An 18,626-nucleotide genomic window follows, 5' to 3' on the forward strand; every position below is an offset into this window, starting at 1 on the left:
ATACTATGAAAGGAGGAATGCATATGAAGAAATATGTGATGGCGCTGGACCAGGGAACCACAAGTTCCAGATGTATTTTATTTGATCATCAGGGACACATCTGCAGTATGGCACAGAAGGAGTTTCGGCAGATATATCCGGCACCAGGATGGGTAGAACATGATCCCATGGAAATCTGGTCTTCCCAACTGGCGGTTGCAGCTGAAGCAATCAGTAAGATTGGTGCTACGGGTACGGAGATTGCGGCAATTGGAATTACGAATCAGCGCGAAACAACTGTGGTCTGGAATCGCCATACGGGACTTCCGGTCTATAATGCAATTGTATGGCAGTGCAGGAGAACCGCAGAAAGCATTGAAAAATTGAAGAAGGATGGATTTTCTGAATATGTACATAACACAACTGGATTAATACCGGATGCATATTTTAGTGCGTCAAAAGTTGCATGGATTCTTGATAACGTGGAAGGAGCAAGGGAAGAAGCAGAAGCTGGAAATCTGATGTTTGGAACGATTGATACATGGTTAATTTGGAATCTAACAAAAGGAACCGTTCATGTCACAGACTATACGAATGCGTCCAGAACTATGATGTATAATATCCATGATCTTTGCTGGGATGAAAAGATACTGGAATATTTTCATATTCCAAAGTCTATGCTGCCAAAAGTACGTCCATCCAGTTATGTGTATGGATATACGGAAACAAGCGTGTTAGGGGGAAGTATTCCGATTACAGGTGCAGCAGGTGATCAACAGGCAGCTCTGTTTGGACAATGCGGATTTTCAGCAGGAGAGGTGAAAAACACATATGGTACAGGTTGCTTCTTGTTGATGAATACCGGTGAGAAGGCTGTAACTTCAGACAATGGGCTGTTAACTACAATTGCAGCAAATGCAGGGGAAAAGATTCAGTATGTTCTGGAAGGAAGTGTGTTTGTTGCTGGGGCTGGAATACAGTGGCTTCGCGATGAGATGCGTATGATAAAAAATGCGGCACAATCTGAGGAATATGCTGTATCGGTAAAAGATACCAATGGGGTCTATGTTGTGCCGGCATTTACGGGAATGGGTGCTCCTTATTGGAATCAATATGCAAGAGGAACAATCGTTGGTGTTACAAGAGGATGTAGTAAAGAGCATTTTATTCGGGCGGTTCTTGAATCTATGGCATATCAGACAAGAGATATTCTGGAAGTCATGAAGAAAGAATCAGGCGTAGATATTACCAGTCTAAAGGTAGATGGCGGTGCTTCTATGAATAACTTCCTAATGCAGTTTCAGGCAGATATATTAGATGTAGAAGTGCTGCGTCCGGAATGTGTAGAGACAACTGCACTGGGAGCAGCGTATCTTGCTGGAATTGCAGTGGGATATTGGAAAAATGTAGATGATGTTCTTGAAAACTGGGCACTTTCCAAGACGTTTGTTCCACAGATTGAAGAAGAAGAAAGAGAAAAGATACTGAAGGGATGGACAAGAGCTGTGAGAGGTGCTTTAGCATGGGCTGATGAAAAACATTGATTTTCGGACAATTATTACAAAAAGATTGACATAAAGGATGAAAAGAGATACAATTTAAACAAATAACAAAGACGAGTGACAATTATTGTATGAGAAGCGGAGACACAATAATCTTTTTAAGAGTATTGTGTCTTTTTTATGTTTTACTTTACGGGGAATATTTGGTATCACTAAAAGAAGGCTCATTACAATTAATCATTTTTTCTACATTTTCGATGACGGGGTCACGGGAATGTTGAATATATATCATTTCCACAAAATGGTCTTTAGAAATCTATAGTATAACATTTATAAGACTTTTATGGGGGGAAATGGCACAAAAGCAGAGGAGGAGATCAGAATGAGAAAAAAGATGACTGCAAAGAAATGGACAGTGGTTGCCTTGATTATCTGTTTAATCAGTATGATTGGCACATCGTTTGTTCAGACATGTAACCAGAAAATAAAAATTAAAAGTATGAAATGGGAAAGCCCACAAGGATGTCTTCTGAGCGCAGATTTGTGGATTCCGCCAAATGCAACGGCTGATACTCCGGCACCTTGTATTATTACTGTCGAAGGGTGGTACAATAATAAAGAGATGCAGGATATGTATAATGTTGAGTTGTCTAGACGTGGTTATGTTGTACTTACACTAGATATGCATGGACATGGCAATTCAGAAGCACTACCGTCAGATCGTTTGTATGAAGGAGCAGTTGGTGTGGATGCAGCAGTACAACTTGCAGCAACGCTTCCATATGTGGATGTGGAAAAAATTGGTGTTACTGGGCATTCTAGTGGCGGAACAGCTGCAAATATGGCGGTGGCAATTGATAATGAGCGCGAGAATCCATTAATTGCATGTGTACTTGAGCAGGCAGGTGACTGGCAAGATGACACAGGCGGAGACCACAGTGGTGATTATGGAAGCAGAAGTGTTGGGATTATCGCCAGTGAATATGATGATTTTTATTTCGGAACCTACGATGAAGAAGGTAATATGTTGACAACTCCAAAACAATTCATGAAGACAGATGGAGCAAAGAAGTTCCTGAACTTCAATGAAGAACCGAACAGTGGGTTTGAGGCAGAAGCAGGCAAATATTATACGAAGGATTTTGATGGAAAAGAATCTATTCGTGTAATTTATCGCCCGACCTGTATTCATCCAGCAGTGACAATTTCATCTGAATGTGCGGGATATGCGATAGACTTCTTTGAAAAAACGCTTGGTGCGCCACATCCATTAGCAGCTACTAATCAGATATGGCAGTGGAAAACCGCATTTAATACACTTGGACTTGTTGGATTCTTCTTGTTTGTTATCTTCTTTACATTGGCAATGTTGGATACCGAATATTTTAAGACTTTGAATGCGAATGGAGAGGTCCAGCCGGTAGCGGTGACAAATAGACAAGGAAAAGCATGGTTCTGGGGCAGTACGATTGCATCGGTAATTTTTTCTGGTGCATGTTTCCTGTTCTGTATTGAAAAAGTATACTCGAATACGACAGAATTCTTTAGTCAAACTGGACCTCTTACTATAGGTGCGTGGTCTGCTGCATGTGGGTTGTTTGCGATTCTGCTTATGGTGCTTTCTTATCAGATGTATGGAAAGAAAAACGGTGTATCCCTGCGAGAAAGTGGTGTGTTAATATCTAGGACTGAAGTATGGAAGACATTGCTTTTAGGTCTTCTGGTGGTGGGTGTGTCAATTCTTATAGTGTTCTGTGGTGCATATTTCTTTAAGGCTGACTTCAGAATATGGATATTGGCAATTAAAGCTTTTGATGCGGATAAAGTTGTAATCGCGCTGAGGTATCTGCCAATGTTCCTGTTGTTCTATATGGCGCATTCTGTATCAATGAATTGTTTCAATTATAATACGATCGGAGGTAAGAAGGGAAATACAGTACTTCTTTGCTTTGCCAATTCTCTGGCACCAATTGTATTGACAGCGGCACAATATATTTATTTCTATGTAACAAGTCGTCAGTTGTTTGGACTTAGTGAAGGCGAAAGAATAGCCCCGATCTGGTTGATACCTATTATATTCATTTTGTTTGGTGCGGCATTGATGTCAAGAATTGTATATAAGAAAACGCGAAATCCATATATTGCTGGATTAATCAATGCAATGCTCATAACGATTATCAGCTGCTCTAACACATTTACAACATTAAGTGCTGGATCTATGATTTGTACAACATTCTAGAAGGGAAAATCAATAAAGAAAATTTTTAGTGTAGAACAGGGAGAGTGGGCTTTAAAGCTTGCGCTCCTTGTTTTGATGTCGAAGGAAAAGAAGAACTGGTAAATCATTGACTTTCCAGATATTAGTTGATACAATGTGGATGCTAAAAGAATTAGTCCTTTGCCGTAAGGCGAAGGGCTTTTTAATGTTTTGCATCTGGAGGAATATCGAGAATGAGAGAAAAACTATTTTCAGATAAAGTATTTTGGGGTAAACTTTTACATCTAGCCGCGCCGATTGCCTTACAAAATCTGATGCTGGCGTCGGTGGCCGCAGCCGATGCACTTATGCTTGGGCGTGTGACTCAGAATTCTATGTCAGCAGTGTCTTTGGCAACACAGATTCAGTTTGTTCAGAATATGGTGCTGATGGCAATTGTATCTACGATTGTAATTTTGGGTGCGCAGTATTGGGGAAAGAAGGATACAGATACGGTAAATGATATCTTTTGTATTGGACTTCGTCTGAGTGTAGCGGCATCTTTTATCTTTTTCATTGGATGTATCTTTTTTCCGCGTTATCTGATGATGATATTTACGAATGAAGAAGCTTTGATTGTCATTGGAATACGATACCTGAAGATCGCAGGATGGTCTTATCTGTTGACGGGAATCTCTCAGTGCTATCTTGCAATCATGAAAGTCAGTGAGCATGCTGGACAAACGGCACTTGTCAGTTCTGGTGCGGTTATTATTAATATTGTACTGAATGCAGTATTTATCTTTGGTTTATTTGGAGTACCGGTAATGGAAGCGCAAGGGGCAGCACTTGCAACTTTGATTTCGAGAGTGATTGAACTATCTTGGGTGGTCATTGTTTCCTATCGAAAAGGATATATTCATCCGAAATGGAACCGGCTGTTTAAAAGAAACCGTTTGCTGTCAAAAGATTTCCGAAAGTGTGTACTTCCGCTTCTGGGGGCAAGTCTCTTTTGGGGAGTCGGGTTCACTTCTTATTCGGCGTTTATGGGGCATCTTGGGACGGACGCGACTGCTGCCAATTCCATTGCAGCAGTGGTCAGGGATCTGGTGTGCTGCCTGTGCAATGGTCTTGCCAATGGAGGGGGAATCCTTGTAGGTAATGAACTTGGTGCAGGGCACCTGGAACGGGGGAAACAATATGGAGATCGGCTGGTAAAGATTGCATTTTTAACTGGCTTTTTGTCTACTGTAATTATGCTTGCGGTAACGCCATTTGTCACGAGATTTGTGAAGATGACAGATCAGGCGAGCTGGTATCTGGTCGGAATGATGATTATCATGGCATTTTACATGATCGGGCGTACTGTGAATACGATTATCATCAATGGCATCTTTTCGGCTGGAGGAGATACGATCTTCGATATGTACAGTCTGGCTGTCTGTATGTGGGGAATTGCCGTTCCACTGGCGGCAGCAGGGACATTTTTCCTGCATTGGCCAGTGTTGGTAGTATATGCATGTACTTGCCTTGATGAAGTTGGTAAGATTCCGTGGGTCATGTACCATTATCGCAAATACATATGGGTTAAGGATCTGACAAGAGAGTGGTAGTGCCAGGGGGATTACCTGCTCCCAAGCTGCCAGAATGCAACAGCACTGGCGGCGGCGACATTCAGAGAATCTACGCCGTGAGACATGGGAATCTTCACAGTATAATCACAGTCGGCAATGGTGCTGGCGGCAAGTCCATCACCTTCGGTTCCGAGAATGATAGCCAGTCTTTCTTCTGCCATCAGTTCTGGATGATCGATGGAGACGGAGTGATCACTTAGCGCGAGGGCTGCCGTTTTATAGCCGGAGGCTTTGAGATTATGAATTGCAGGCTGCGGCCATTCGGATTCTTCCTGCCCGAGAAATGTCCATGGAATCTGGAACACACACCCCATGCTGACACGAATGGCGCGGCGGTATAATGGGTCGCTGCATGCAGGGGTCAGAAGAACCGCATCCATATTCAAAGCGGCAGCCGAGCGAAAGATTGCACCGATATTGGTGGGATTCATTACATTTTCCAATATGGCAATCCTGTGGGCATCCCTATAGATAGACGAAGCTTCCGAAAGCTTTGGCCTGCGCATAAGACAGAGTGCACCCCGAGTCAGATTGAATCCGGTCAGCTGTGTCAGGACATCAAAATCGGCGGTATATACGGGTATATCGCCACAGCGTTCAATGATAGATCGAGCTTCACCAGCGATGTGCTTTCGTTCCAGAAGAAGTGAAACAGGAACGCATCCTGCATCCAGGGCGCGTTCAATCACTTTAGGACTCTCAGCAATGAAGAGTCCTTTTTCTGGTTTATCCCGGTTTAACAGTTGTCGTTCTGTGAGTCGAGCGTAAGGATCTAACTCGGGTGCATGAAAATCGGTAATTTCTATGATATGTGGCATAACAAACTCCTTAAAAATGGTATAGGGATATTATAGCTGTTTTGTGACATATACGCTATAATAAAATAACAGAAGCGCCTATTTTAGGCGCTTCCTTTGGCTATAGATTTATTTGGACAGATGCCAGATATCCCGATTGTATTCTTCAATGGTTCTGTCGGATGAGAAGAATCCGGCTTTGCTGATATTAATTAGTGTGCGGCGTGCCCAGTCAAGCGGGTTGGCTGCGTAATCCGCAATTGCCTGATTCTTACGAACGACATATGCATTGAAGTCTGGCAGAGTCTGGAACCAGTCTTTGCCGCATAGTTCATTGCGAAGGCGAACCAGATTCTCTTCCTGACCGATGTTCAGCATTTTCTCAGAGGTCAGGAAATCAATGGCTCTTTTGATGTTCGGATCGGCTTCGTACCATTCATGGGCAGAATAGTCTCCATTAGCGTATCTTCGGATGACCTGATTACTGCTCTGACCGAAAATATAGATGTTGTCGTTGCCGACAGCCTCTGCAATCTCTACATTAGCTCCGTCCATGGTTCCAAGGGTAAGAGCGCCATTCAGCATGAACTTCATGTTTCCGGTACCGGAGGCTTCTTTGGAAGCAAGACTGATCTGTTCGGACAGATCACATGCCGGTATCATCATCTCGGCAGCAGTCACGTTATAATTTTCGATAAACACAATATGAATCCAACTGGAGACTTCTGGATCATTTTCAAATAGCCTGGACAGAGTAAGCAATGCGTGGATGATATCCTTTGCCAATGTGTAAGCAGGTGCCGCTTTTGCACCAAAAACAGCCGTGATTGGTGCAGTTGGCAGATGACCAGATTTGATTTCAAAGTACTGATGAATCAGATACAAAAGATTCAGCTGCTGACGTTTGTATTCATGAAGTCTCTTGGACTGGATGGTGAATAAGCTGTCGGGATTGACTTGAATGTCCTGCTTCTGTTGCAGCCATTTTGCAAATGCAATCTTATTATCCTTTTTTATCTGCATGAGTTCGCGCAGTACTTTTTCATCATCAACGAACCTGGCAAGCTTTTCAAGTTCGGAAGCATCCTGCTTAAATCCTGGTCCAATCAGATTTTCGATAAATGCTGTCAGTTCAGGGTTGCATTTGATAAGCCAGCGGCGGAAAGTGATTCCGTTTGTTTTGTTGTTGAATTTTTCTGGGTACAGGTTATAAAAATGATTCAGTTCACTATTCTTTAAAATCTCGGTGTGTAATGCGGCAACACCATTCGTACTATGGGAAAAATGGATATCCATATTTGCCATATGTACCTGCTGATATTCGTCAATGATGGCAACGGATTTGTCATCGGTTCTTTCCTGGATGATTGTATCCAGCTTTTTGATGATTGGCACCAACTGAGGAACAACTGTCTCCAGATAAGTTTCCGGCCATTTTTCCAGGGCTTCTGCAAGGATTGTATGGTTCGTGTAAGCGCAGACATCTGTGACGATGGCGACTGCTTCTTCGAATTCAATTCCTTTTTCTTCCAGGAGACGAATGAGTTCTGGAATGACCATGGATGGGTGAGTGTCATTGATCTGGATTGCTGCATAGTCAGCAAGATCGTGGAGGTTGCTTCCGCGTTCCATACATTCTTCGAGAATGAACTGAGCTCCGGCACTGACCATCAGGTATTGCTGGTAGATGCGAAGCATACGTCCTGCATCATCGCTGTCATCTGGGTAGAGGAACAGTGTAAGATTCTTGGCAATATCCGTCTTGTCAAATGAGATTCCCTCGGCAATGATGGAATCGTCGATGGTGTCGAGGTCAAAAAGATTTAACTGGTTCGTACGTCCATTGTAGCCGGTAACAGCAATTTGATATAAACGGGCTTCGTATTCTTTCCCTGCAAGAGAAACCGGATAAGTCTTTTCTGTTTTTTGTGTCCAGTCATGGCTCCCCAGCCAAAAGTCAGGTCTCTCACTTTGCAGTCCTCCTTTTAGATTCTGATGGAAGAGGCCGCAGTGATAGCGAAGTCCGATACCATCACCTGGAAGATTCAGAGTAGCAAGGGAATCGAGAAAGCAGGCTGCAAGACGTCCAAGACCGCCATTCCCAAGACTTGGTTCTGGTTCAGTCTCTTCCAATTCGCCCATCGTCTTTCCATTTTCCTCCAAGATCTCTTTTACATCATCGTAGAGTCCCAGATTAATCAGGTTGTTGCTTAAGAGTTTACCGATCAGGAATTCGGCAGATATATAATATAATTTGCGTCCGTTGACTGGTTGGATATGTTGTGCACTTTCATCATTGACAATCTGAAGCAAGGCAGTGTAGAGGTCTTCGTAAGTGCAATCTGTGAGTTCTTTTTGACAGAGTTCTGTAAGTTTCTTTTTGAGTTCACATTTTGTCATGGATAGAATCTCCTTTCATTTACCAAAATCAGAAATATTACTCTTTATATTTATCACATTTATTAAGAAAAAGCTTGTATAATACGACTGAATTATTGTACAATCCTATCATTAAAGAAAATCGAAAGAAGTTGTAAAAATTGGGAAAAGTTGAAGAAATAAGTAAAAATACATATGATGCTTACTATGAGAGTAAGAGACATTCTGATATTATGTTCGCATATACAGTCTATCCGTGTACCATACCGCAGGATTTCTCTTTTGTGCCGCTTCACTGGCAGGATAGTTTTGAGATTATCTATGTGAAGCGCGGAGAAGGCCAGATCCAGGTAGATTTTGATACTTTCAAAGCGCAGGCTGGGGACATCTTTATTGTGATTCCTGGACATCTGCATGGAATCCGACAGTTTGAAGAGAGTCGGATGGAGTATGAAAACATTATTTTTGATAAGGACTTTCTGGGAAATGCGATTGTGGATACTTGCAGTCAGAAATATTTGCAGCCACTTCTGGAAGAGAAACTGTATTTTCCTGTACGAATCGGAAGAAATCATGAATTGCACGAAACAGTCAGCGGATATCTGGATATGGCGGATGTTCTGTGTGACAAAAGAACGAGAGGCTATGAATTCGGCGTAAAGGGCTGTCTGCAATTGGTTTTTTCCAGCCTTTTTCAGATCTCGAAGGAGAAGCAACGTGGTATGGAAGATAAGAGTATGCAGAAGATTAAAACGGTGTTGTCCTATATGGAAGAGCATTATGACAAGAAGATTACGATAGAAGAAATGGCAGCAGAGTGTGGGTACAGTGCCAGCCATTTTATGCGGTGGTTTAAGGAGATGACAGGGACAAGATTTGGCAATTATCTGATAGAATTCCGGCTTGGAAAGGCCGCATATGCGCTTCGGACCACCGAGGATACTGTGTTGGAAATCGCAGAGCAGACGGGATTTAATAATTTATCGAATTTTAATCGCTTATTTAAGAAGAAATATAAGATGACGCCAAGTTCTTTCCGAAAAAAATAAGCGACGATTCTTAACTTACGGTTAAAAAACTCCCCTTACAATTTAATATCTGCTCAATAGGCAGAATAGAAGCCATCTGCTACAATACAGTTAGAAGCATGAAGATGTGCAGAAGAAGGCCTTCAAAAATAATGAAAAACGAGGAGAGACCATTATGGAGATGAAAGATGTAATTCGTAAGAAGCGAAGGGAATGTGGACTTACGCAAGAACAGGTCGCAAGTTTTCTTGGAGTGTCTACACCTGCGGTCAACAAGTGGGAAAGTGGTGTTACTTATCCGGATATTTCGTTACTTCCATCGTTGGCACGATTGCTGAAGACAGATCTGAATACGTTGATGTGTTTTCGGGAGAATCTGACGCAGGAAGATATTGCCGGAATTATGAATACAATAGTGGAGACTGGCAGAGAAGAGGGAATGGAGAAGGCATTTCTCTTGGTTCAGGAACAGGTAAAAGAATATCCATGCTGTGCAGAGCTTCTGTGTCAGATGGCGACTTTACTGAAAGGAATGGTGATGATACTGCCTTGTACCGATGAACAGATACAAAAGAATCATGCGTATGCTTCAGAATTATATGAGCGGGTGGTGCAGTGTGATGATCCGGTCTGTGGGAATCGTGCAAGATATATGCTTGCCTCAGAAGCAATCCAGAATGAAGAGTATGACAAGGCACAAGAATTGATTGCTCAGCTTCCAGAATATAATACTTTGGATAAGAGACAGCTGCAGATCTCTATGTATATGAAACAGAGAAAAAATGCAGAAGCTGCAGAATTACTGGAATGTAAATTGAACTTTGCCCTTCAGGAAGTATTCTTATTATTAAATCATCTTGCAACGGTTGCTGTCTGGGAAAATGACAGTGAGCGTGCGTGGGAACTGGCAGAATATAGTCAGAAGGTAATGGGAATATATAACTGGAAGTACAGCATGAATACAGTAGCACTTTCTGTTGCAATGGAAGAAAGGGATGCCAGGCGTTGCATATCCATATTAAAGGAGATGCTGGAAGCTTTGTCTAAGCCATGGGATATTAGCAGCTCGATTCTTGATTCGCATATAAAGAAAAAGGAAGCAGATACAACTTTCCAGAGTCAGATGATAAGATCATTACTTACAGCAATGGAAAAAGATGAACAATTTGAATTTCTGTGGGAGAATACAGAGTTCAGAGAGCTATTGGAAAGGTATAAGACAGAATAGGAATTTATTTTAAAATATCAATAAAGAAGGACCTTGCCAAATAGAATTACATAAGCTGGCAAGGTTTCTTTCATTATAATAATATTAAGACAAAAGTTCTCGAACCATCTGTGCATCAAAGGCTACAGAATCTACATGCTCGACTTCAATCTGATATAATGCATTGGCTGCGATATGTTCAGCTGCCTGTTCAAGATCACGGATTCCGCTGGTGTTTTCATGAAGCTTAATGACAGCATCCAGACCATCTGGAGTCAGGCTGCATTCGTCTTTTCGCATACCGATTCGTTTCAGGACCTTTGGAAGAGCATATTGTGAGAAGATTACTTTTTTCTCATCGGCAGTATAGTCTGGGATCTCAATGACAGCAAAACGAGACATCAATGGTGCACTGATCTGATCTTTGTCATTGGCAGTCGCAATCGGATAGACGCCGACGGTAGGAATCATACATTCAATATAATTATCCGTGAATCCAAGGTTGTCCAGAAGGGTCAGAAGGACATCGGCAGGGTTGCCGTTCCCCTTGCCGGAGGCAGCCTTGTCTAATTCATTGATAATAAATACCAGGTTCGATTCGCCCGCCATGGAAAATGCATCCATAATGATACCAGGTTTTGCATTGGCGTAGATACGGGAACTACCGGTTAGCTGTTCCGGATCATTGATGGAGCTCATATCCAGAGTGGTCCAAGGCAGTTTTAAGATACGGGCTACAGCGTAAGCAATCTGTGATTTGCCGGTTCCGGCCGGACCGATCAATAACAGACCATAGGCCGGCAATGTATGGGTACGGTTTATCTGGATGATTGTCTCGATGATTCTCTGCTTGACACGTTCCATGCCGTAGAGTTCTTCGTCAAGAATACGGCGAGCTTCTTCTGGGTCGATGGCTTCAAAGTAATTACTCTTCCATTGGATATTCATCATCATAGAGAGGGCTCGCTGTGCGTGACGGCGTTCTTCAGGTGAGACTTCATTAGAACGGGCAACTGCCAGATTCCTTCTTGCCCAGAGACGAATGTTATCTGGTAAAGTCCTTCCGGCACAATTCATAAAGTCGGTAATACTCTGAAGGCTGGTGAGTTTCATGCTGTCACCGGCTTCTTCCTGATCTTCGTCTACAACCTCTTCGGTAGGAGCGTTGCTTAAAAGCAGACGTTCGATCATGAACTGAAGAAATCCATCTTCTGCAGATAATTTAGATCCACCGCCGAAAGCAATTTCACGAATCTTATATACAGCGTATCCATCCTCACGGTTGACACCGGACAAGCGAACATTAATATGGTTCTCGCCCATCCATTTCAAGAGACTTACGAAACGAGCATCAATCTGAAGAATATCGGAACTGATCGTACCCTCTTCTTCTTTGAATTCAAAGGATGTACGCTTAATAGGATTGGTAAATACACCACAAGAGTGATGTTTTAAGTTCTTACCCTGGTTGTCGAGAATAAGAATTGGTTGTTCCGGTGAGACATCGGATGAATTGGTACGGAAAACTGTATAAGTACATTCGGAAACTTTTGCTTTTTCCGGAGAATTGCTAAAATCAAAAACTGGCATGAAAAGACCTCCTAATTCGGCATAAAATTTTCTTTAGTTTAGCATAAAACGAATGATTCTGCTATAATTCCAGGCAATATTTATAGATTCCCGTTTAGCACATCTTCCAACGTTATATTGTAAAAAAAGTCATGAATGACAGAATCATATTTTTGCCATAAAGGTAAAGTCATACAAGTGTCTTTTCTGGGACAAGGATCAGCGTCAGGCAGCATACAGGCAACCGGCGCAAGTGGTCCTTCTGTTAATTCTATAATCTCTCCGATGACATATTCTTCTGGTGAACGCGTGAGCATATAGCCTCCACCTTTTCCGCGCAGACCTTTTATAATTTTCCCTTTTACGAGAGCCTTTAAGATAATTTCCAGATATTTTTCGGAGATATCCTGCCGGGCTGCAATATCTTTCAATGGGATATATCCATCCTGCTGGTTCTGGGCAAGATCAATCATTACTCTAAGAGCATAACGGGCTTTTGTTGAAATCATAAGACTACCTCCAATCTAAAGTTATTATATCCAGTTATAAAAAATATTTCAATAATAACCCAATAAACATATTGACATAGTAGGTTGATAGCGATAATATGCTTACAAGAAAAATGAAAGGAGAAAAGGTCATGACAAAAAACTGTTGTAAGAACTTATGTTGTTGTCGAATGTTGATTTACCGGATATACTGCGTGATAAGGTGCAGCAGCAGGCTTTGTTGTGCTTAGAGATCTTATCTGTGAAAATGTATGTATATCCGGGGGAATGTATCCTCGGTTTTTTAATGCTTTTTTTGAAGGAGGAAAAGCACAATGAACTGGGAATTTATATGGAAATATCTGCCTATGTATGAGCGGGCCGCGTGGCTCACCGTACGGATCGGCTTTGCCGGAGTTGCATGTGCCATCATACTCGGTCTGATCTGTGCAGTCGTACAGTATGAGAAGATTCCTCTTTTGAAGCAAATAGTGGCTGTATATATAGAACTCAGCAGAAATACACCGCTGCTTGTCCAATTGTTTTTTATCTATTATGGACTTCCGAAGATAGGAATTCAGACGGATGCCGAGACATGCGGAATTGTGGGGCTGGCTTTCTTGGGAGGGAGTTATATGGCAGAAGCATTTCGAAGTGGATTGGAAGCCGTTGCAGATATCCAGACAGAGAGTGCATTGAGCCTGGGTATGAATCGGTTACAGGTTATGCGGTATGTGGTCCTGCCGCAGGCAGTTTCCATCAGTGTTCCGGCATTTATGGCAAATGTAATCTTTCTGTTGAAAGAGACGAGCGTATTCAGTGCTATCAGTTTAATGGATCTGATGTTTACAGCAAAAGACTTGATCGGACTTTATTATAAAACAACGGAAAGTTTGTTTTTATTGGTAGTGTTTTACCTGCTTATACTGCTTCCGATATCAATATTAGGAAGCTTATTGGAAAGGAGGCTGCGCTATGCCGGATTTGGGGCTTGAGGTCCTACTGAAAGGACAGAATTTTGTCAGGCTGCTTACGGGTCTTGGAGCAGCACTTAGAATCAGTCTTATCGCTGTATTGATCAGTATTCCGTTAGGAATCTTGCTTGGAGTATTGATGACATGGAAACATCCGGTCGTTAAGGCAATCCTTCGAATTTATCTGGAGATTGTCAGAATTATGCCTCAGATGGTCTTATTGTTTCTAGTGTTTTTCGGAACAACAAGGGCCTTTGGCTGGGACTTATCTGGAGAAAATGCATCGATTATTGTATTTTCCTTCTGGGGAACGGCTGAGATGAGTGATCTTGTAAGAGGAGCACTGATCAGCATTCCAGTACATCAGTATGAGAGCAGTGAGGCGCTGGGAATGAGTAAAGCACAGACTTATTGGTACATTATTATTCCTCAGACACTGCGAAGATTGATTCCACTGTCTATCAACTTGATTACCAGAATGATTAAGACGACGAGTCTGATATTGATGATTGGCGTTGTTGAGATCCTGAAGGTAGCACAGCAGATCATCGAAGCAAATCGAATGTCCAGTCCGAATGCTGCATTTGGAATCTACCTGGTCGTATTTTTACTATATTTTCTTGCCTGCTGGCCAATCAGCATGTTCGCAAGATATCTGGAAAGAAGATGGAGGTGACGAGTCGTGGCAGAGTCATTGCTTACAATAGAACATCTGGTCAAGCGATATGGTGACCATGTGATCCTGAATGATATTGACTTGAGCGTCAAAAGAGGAGAAGTTATCGTGGTCGTAGGACCAAGCGGATGTGGAAAGAGTACACTGCTGCGGTGTATGAATGCGTTAGAACCGATTCAGGGTGGAACGATTAAGTTACGAGATGAGACCATTGATCCAAAGAGCAGATCACTGACCAGCCTCAGACAGAAGATAGGAATGGTGTTTCAAAGTTATGATCTGTTTCCACATCTTACGGTGTTGGATAATGTTCTGCTGGCGCCGATGAAGGTGCAGAAACGAAAGAAAGAAGAAGTTACAGAAGAAGCGATGAAGCTTCTGGAAAGAGTTGGATTACACGAGAAAGCAGGCAGTTTCCCAAGGGAGCTGTCCGGGGGACAGAAGCAGAGGGTTGCGATTGTCCGTGCACTGTGCATGCATCCTGAGATTCTGCTTTTTGATGAAGTGACGGCAGCGCTGGATCCGGAGATGGTCCGGGAAGTGCTGGATGTTATCTTAGATCTGGCTGCGCAGGGGCGTACCATGATCATTGTGACGCATGAGATGCAGTTTGCACGTGCTGTCGCAGACCGAGTGTTACTTCTGGATGGAGGAAAGATTATAGAAGATGAGCCGCCGGAGATATTTTTTGAGAGTCCAAAAACAGAAAGAGCAAAACAGTTCTTAAATACTTTTACATTTCATGCAGTAAAAACTGTAGCAAAAAAATAGATGAATTAGATGGGAGATTATTATATTATGAAAAATTTGAAATTGAAAAAATTAATATCATTAGTTGCAGTCGTATCTACAGTCTTTGCATTGACTGCGTGCGGAAGCTCTGGAAGTTCTGAAGAAGAGTCTGCAGAGGAGACAAGTGGCGCTGTGGAATCAGAAGAAAGTTCTGATGTTGTTTATCGTACTTTGGATGAAATTAAGGAAGATGGAACGATTAATATCGGTGTATTTTCTGATAAGAATCCATTCGGATATGTGGATGAGAATGGAGAGTATCAGGGATATGATGTATATTTTGCGAATAGAATCGGAGAAGATCTGGGCGTGGAAGTGAACTTTGTATCTACAGAAGCGGCAAACCGTATTGAGTACCTGCAGACCGGAAAGGTAGATGTGATTCTTGCCAATTTCACAGTAACTGATGAACGTGCAGAAGAAGTTGACTTTGCATTGCCATACATGAATGTAGCCCTTGGTGTGGTATCACCGGACAGTAATGTAATCACGAGTCTGGATGACTGGAACAGTGATGACCAGATTATCGTAATTTCCGGTACAACGGCAGAGACTTATCTCACAGAAAATTATCCGGATATTCCGTTACAGAAATATGATTCCTACGCAACTGCAAAGAATGCACTGGAGAATGGAAATGGTGTGGCATGGGCGAACGACAATACAGAAGTAATCGCATTTGCATTGCAGAATGAGGGCTACACAGTCGGTATCCCTGAACTTGGAAGCAAAGATACGATTGCACCTGCTGTTTCAAAAGGAAATGATACTTTGCTGGATTGGATCAATGAGGAGATTCAGTCACTGGCAGATGAACAGTTCTTCCACAAAGACTATGATGAAACTCTGGTGGATACCTATGGCGAGGATTATAAGGAAGAGTTGGTTGTAGAAGGTGGAGTGACTGAGTAAAACGAAACGTACAGATGAATCATATAAGCGGCGGAGAACATGCTTCGCCGCTGATTTTCAATAAGACGAAATGGATGGTCCCAGATGAAAAAAGAAATCTTAAGAAATGCATTTATCAAATCAATACCAATCTTGTGCAGTTATCTGTTTGTCAGTATGGCGTATGGAATCATGATGGAAGAGGCGGGATTTGCATGATATGATTCTCTATTCATCAGTATGACGGTGTATACAGGAGCATTCCAGTTCCTTTTGATTACTTTTTTAAGCAGTGGTGCGTCCATACTTACCATTGCATTGACGGCTTTTTTGATGAACAGCCGACAGACATTCTATAGTCTTACCTTTGTGGATGAGTTCCGGCACATGGGAAAGAAAATGCTCTATATGATTCATACCATGACGGATGAGACTTATGCGGTCAATCTGACTCTTGATTCAAAAGGAAAAGAGAAAGAAGATACCATGTTCCTGATCGCATTGTTCTCCAGGTGTTACTGGATGGTTGGAGCCGTCGCAGGAGGGATTCTGGGGCAAGTGATTCCATTTGATCTGGAAGGAATTGATTTTTGCATGACGGCATTATTTATCATCATCTTTATTGACCAGTGGGAAAAGTCAGAGAATCATCTTCCTGCTTTGGCAGGCCTGGCAGTGGCACTTTTCTGTCTGTTCGTAATTGGAGAGAAGAATTTTATGCTTCCATCATTACTTGTTATCTCGGGGATATTACTGCTTGTCCAGAATGGAGGAATGAAGAGTGAATAAAAATGATATCATTCTGGCGATTCTGGTATCTGCAGTTATTACATTCGCGCTTCGTGCCCTGCCGTTCGTGGCTTTTCGTAACAGAAGAAAGATGCCAAAGAAACTGATCTATCTTGGGAAGATACTGCCTTCTGCTATCATGGCAGTGTTAATCGTATACTGCCTGAAAAGTACAGTGGCGGACTGGAAAGGACATGGGGTGCCGGAATTGACAGCGGCAGCAGTGACAGCAATCAGCTACAAATGGAAGCATAATACATTGGTTTCTATCGCATTAGGAACAGCGTGTAACATATTATTATTGCATCTGGTATAGAGGAAGAGTGCTATGAAAAATACAGTGTTAGAGGAAGCAATTTATCATCGGTATATTGTACCAACGAAACGAAAAAGGACAAAACTTGCCGGACTGGAATTTGAGCTTCCAATCGTAAACAAAGATAACAGACCGGTTGACTTTGAAATAATCCATAAAGTGATGGATGCTTTTGTCCGGGATTTTTCTTTTCAGAAAATCGGCAGAGATGATGATGGATTCATCTATTCTGCCATCCATGAGCAGACAGGAGATGGATTGTCTTTTGACTGTAGTTATAATACAGTCGAATTTTCTTTTGGAACAGAGGAAAATCTAAACGTATTGTATAAGCGTTTTGTGCAATATTATACTTATCTGCAGAAGCAATTGAGTATATATGATCATACGCTGACGGGTATGGGAATTAATCCGCACTATACAATCAATCAAAATGTGCCTGTTGTCAGTGAAAGGTACCGCATGTTGTATCATCATCTTTCCTCATACAAGAATTATGGTCAGGAAATATTGTTCCATCATTATCCGAACTTTGGTTTATTCTCTTGTGCAAGCCAGATTCAACTGGATGTAGAAGAAGAGAATCTGGTAGAGTCACTAAATACATTTACAAAACTGGAACCATTAAAAGCGTTGATTTTTGCAAATTCAGCATGGGGAGAGCATCAGGAGATTCTCTGCAGCAGAGACCATTTCTGGAGAAACAGCCTTCACGGACTGAATCGGTATAATGTTGATATGTATGGGCTGGAATTTGAATCCATTGATGAAGGTGGTTTATTCAGCTTTTCACATTCTGCTGTCTCATAAGCGGACAAATATCAATGCAGCGAAAATCCGGTCTTCTACAGAGTTTACAGCGACTGCCACACTGCTTGTCACAAAGACAAACGATCTTACAAGTCTTTCGATGAATGCATGGTGGATTCGTATATCCTGAATCAGGACGTTCTTTTGTATGTGCGTGAAGCCGTACTTCTTTTGATATGGTAGATGGATCTTTACCGATAATCCGCCCAATTTCAGCGAAACTTTTATTCTCGGTAAGTCCTTTCTCAATATCCACTCGCTGTTCAAAGGTTAAATGTTTCTGATTGCCTTTATTCTTCATAAATATCTCCAATCTGCACAGGCAGGCAATCAGCTGCAAGTACATTATACAGAGAAATAACAGTAGCAATCAATATGGCAAATATGTGTGCAGGAGTAACTTCGACCTATATGGAATTTACTCTTACATTCTGGAATTTAAAAATGCATTTTAGTCCATCCTCTTAGGTGGTTGGGATGAATTGCAAAGAAAGAACATATGTTCTTGAAATTCGGCGGGCATTGTGGTATAATATACTCAGTCGATAAGAAAGGAAGTCTTATATTATGCGAGAGTTAGACCATAATGCTCATTCAG

17 protein-coding genes are annotated in these 18,626 nt (G+C 42.0%); 12 read left to right on the plus strand and 5 right to left on the minus strand.

Annotation, left to right across the window (positions count from 1 at the left end; all coding sequences use genetic code 11):
- The first annotated feature begins 23 nt into the window (after positions 1–23).
- The 3 genes from glpK to ACQRD1_RS13850 all read left to right on the plus strand — a co-directional run bounded on the left by glpK (position 24) and on the right by ACQRD1_RS13850 (position 5,291).
- Complete coding sequence (glpK, locus tag ACQRD1_RS13840) at positions 24–1,523, plus strand: glycerol kinase GlpK (RefSeq protein WP_235232774.1); 1,500 nt, start codon at positions 24–26, stop codon at positions 1,521–1,523.
- A gap of 340 nt (positions 1,524–1,863) precedes the next feature.
- Positions 1,864–3,720, plus strand: coding sequence for an alpha/beta hydrolase (locus tag ACQRD1_RS13845; RefSeq protein ID WP_427787860.1), 1,857 nt, complete (start codon positions 1,864–1,866; stop codon positions 3,718–3,720).
- A 212-nt stretch (positions 3,721–3,932) separates the two neighbouring features.
- A complete protein-coding gene (locus ACQRD1_RS13850) occupies positions 3,933–5,291 on the plus strand; it encodes an MATE family efflux transporter (protein ID WP_427787862.1) in 1,359 nt (452 codons plus the stop codon).
- 11 nt (positions 5,292–5,302) lie between these two features.
- Here ACQRD1_RS13850 and ACQRD1_RS13855 read toward each other — a convergent pair whose 3' ends face one another.
- Positions 5,303–6,130 (minus strand): TrmH family RNA methyltransferase, encoded by an 828-nt coding sequence (locus ACQRD1_RS13855; RefSeq protein ID WP_235232771.1) that lies wholly within the window; start codon positions 6,128–6,130, stop codon positions 5,303–5,305.
- Positions 6,131–6,238: 108 nt separating this feature from the next.
- Positions 6,239–8,509 carry a glycogen/starch/alpha-glucan phosphorylase gene (locus tag ACQRD1_RS13860; RefSeq protein WP_427787864.1) on the minus strand — a complete coding sequence of 757 codons (2,271 nt, stop codon included), beginning with the start codon at positions 8,507–8,509 and terminating at the stop codon, positions 6,239–6,241.
- A 140-nt stretch (positions 8,510–8,649) separates the two neighbouring features.
- Between ACQRD1_RS13860 and ACQRD1_RS13865 the strand changes: the two genes are divergently transcribed.
- On the plus strand, positions 8,650–9,537 hold the full coding sequence (locus tag ACQRD1_RS13865) for an AraC family transcriptional regulator (protein WP_235232769.1): 888 nt from the start codon (positions 8,650–8,652) through the stop codon (positions 9,535–9,537).
- A gap of 154 nt (positions 9,538–9,691) precedes the next feature.
- Entirely contained in the window at positions 9,692–10,744 is a 1,053-nt protein-coding gene (locus tag ACQRD1_RS13870; protein ID WP_427787866.1) for a helix-turn-helix domain-containing protein, read from the plus strand.
- Between the two features lie 84 nt (positions 10,745–10,828).
- Here ACQRD1_RS13870 and ACQRD1_RS13875 read toward each other — a convergent pair whose 3' ends face one another.
- Both ACQRD1_RS13875 and ACQRD1_RS13880 read right to left on the minus strand, forming a co-directional pair.
- The gene (locus ACQRD1_RS13875) at positions 10,829–12,313 is read right to left on the minus strand and encodes an AAA family ATPase (RefSeq protein ID WP_235232767.1); all 1,485 of its coding nucleotides are present in this window, start codon (positions 12,311–12,313) and stop codon (positions 10,829–10,831) included.
- Positions 12,314–12,393: 80 nt separating this feature from the next.
- A complete protein-coding gene (locus ACQRD1_RS13880; protein ID WP_235232766.1) occupies positions 12,394–12,801 on the minus strand; it encodes an RrF2 family transcriptional regulator in 408 nt (135 codons plus the stop codon).
- 314 nt (positions 12,802–13,115) lie between these two features.
- Between ACQRD1_RS13880 and ACQRD1_RS13885 the strand changes: the two genes are divergently transcribed.
- From ACQRD1_RS13885 to ACQRD1_RS13915, 7 genes are all read left to right on the plus strand, one after another.
- Complete coding sequence (locus ACQRD1_RS13885) at positions 13,116–13,775, plus strand: amino acid ABC transporter permease (protein ID WP_235232765.1); 660 nt, start codon at positions 13,116–13,118, stop codon at positions 13,773–13,775.
- Complete coding sequence (locus ACQRD1_RS13890; RefSeq protein ID WP_235232764.1) at positions 13,756–14,430, plus strand: amino acid ABC transporter permease; 675 nt, start codon at positions 13,756–13,758, stop codon at positions 14,428–14,430. Before ACQRD1_RS13885 ends, ACQRD1_RS13890 begins: the two co-directional genes overlap by 20 nt.
- 6 nt (positions 14,431–14,436) lie before the next feature.
- Positions 14,437–15,201 (plus strand): amino acid ABC transporter ATP-binding protein, encoded by a 765-nt coding sequence (locus tag ACQRD1_RS13895; RefSeq protein WP_328282599.1) that lies wholly within the window; start codon positions 14,437–14,439, stop codon positions 15,199–15,201.
- A 27-nt stretch (positions 15,202–15,228) separates the two neighbouring features.
- Positions 15,229–16,134 (plus strand): transporter substrate-binding domain-containing protein, encoded by a 906-nt coding sequence (locus tag ACQRD1_RS13900; protein WP_235232763.1) that lies wholly within the window; start codon positions 15,229–15,231, stop codon positions 16,132–16,134.
- A gap of 213 nt (positions 16,135–16,347) precedes the next feature.
- Positions 16,348–16,902, plus strand: coding sequence for an AzlC family ABC transporter permease (locus ACQRD1_RS13905; RefSeq protein ID WP_328282600.1), 555 nt, complete (start codon positions 16,348–16,350; stop codon positions 16,900–16,902).
- The gene (locus ACQRD1_RS13910; RefSeq protein ID WP_235232761.1) at positions 16,895–17,218 is read left to right on the plus strand and encodes a branched-chain amino acid transporter permease; all 324 of its coding nucleotides are present in this window, start codon (positions 16,895–16,897) and stop codon (positions 17,216–17,218) included. Before ACQRD1_RS13905 ends, ACQRD1_RS13910 begins: the two co-directional genes overlap by 8 nt.
- A 12-nt stretch (positions 17,219–17,230) precedes the next feature.
- The gene (locus tag ACQRD1_RS13915) at positions 17,231–18,028 is read left to right on the plus strand and encodes a hypothetical protein (protein WP_427787870.1); all 798 of its coding nucleotides are present in this window, start codon (positions 17,231–17,233) and stop codon (positions 18,026–18,028) included.
- Here ACQRD1_RS13915 and ACQRD1_RS13920 read toward each other — a convergent pair.
- Positions 18,000–18,329 carry a helix-turn-helix domain-containing protein gene (locus tag ACQRD1_RS13920; RefSeq protein WP_235232759.1) on the minus strand — a complete coding sequence of 110 codons (330 nt, stop codon included), beginning with the start codon at positions 18,327–18,329 and terminating at the stop codon, positions 18,000–18,002. The genes ACQRD1_RS13915 and ACQRD1_RS13920 overlap by 29 nt on opposite strands.
- Between the last annotated feature and the right edge of the window lie 297 nt (positions 18,330–18,626).

This window comes from Bariatricus sp. SGI.019, from assembly GCF_050315235.1.
In the GTDB taxonomy this organism is placed as follows: Bacteria; Bacillota; Clostridia; order Lachnospirales; family Lachnospiraceae; genus JAFBIX01.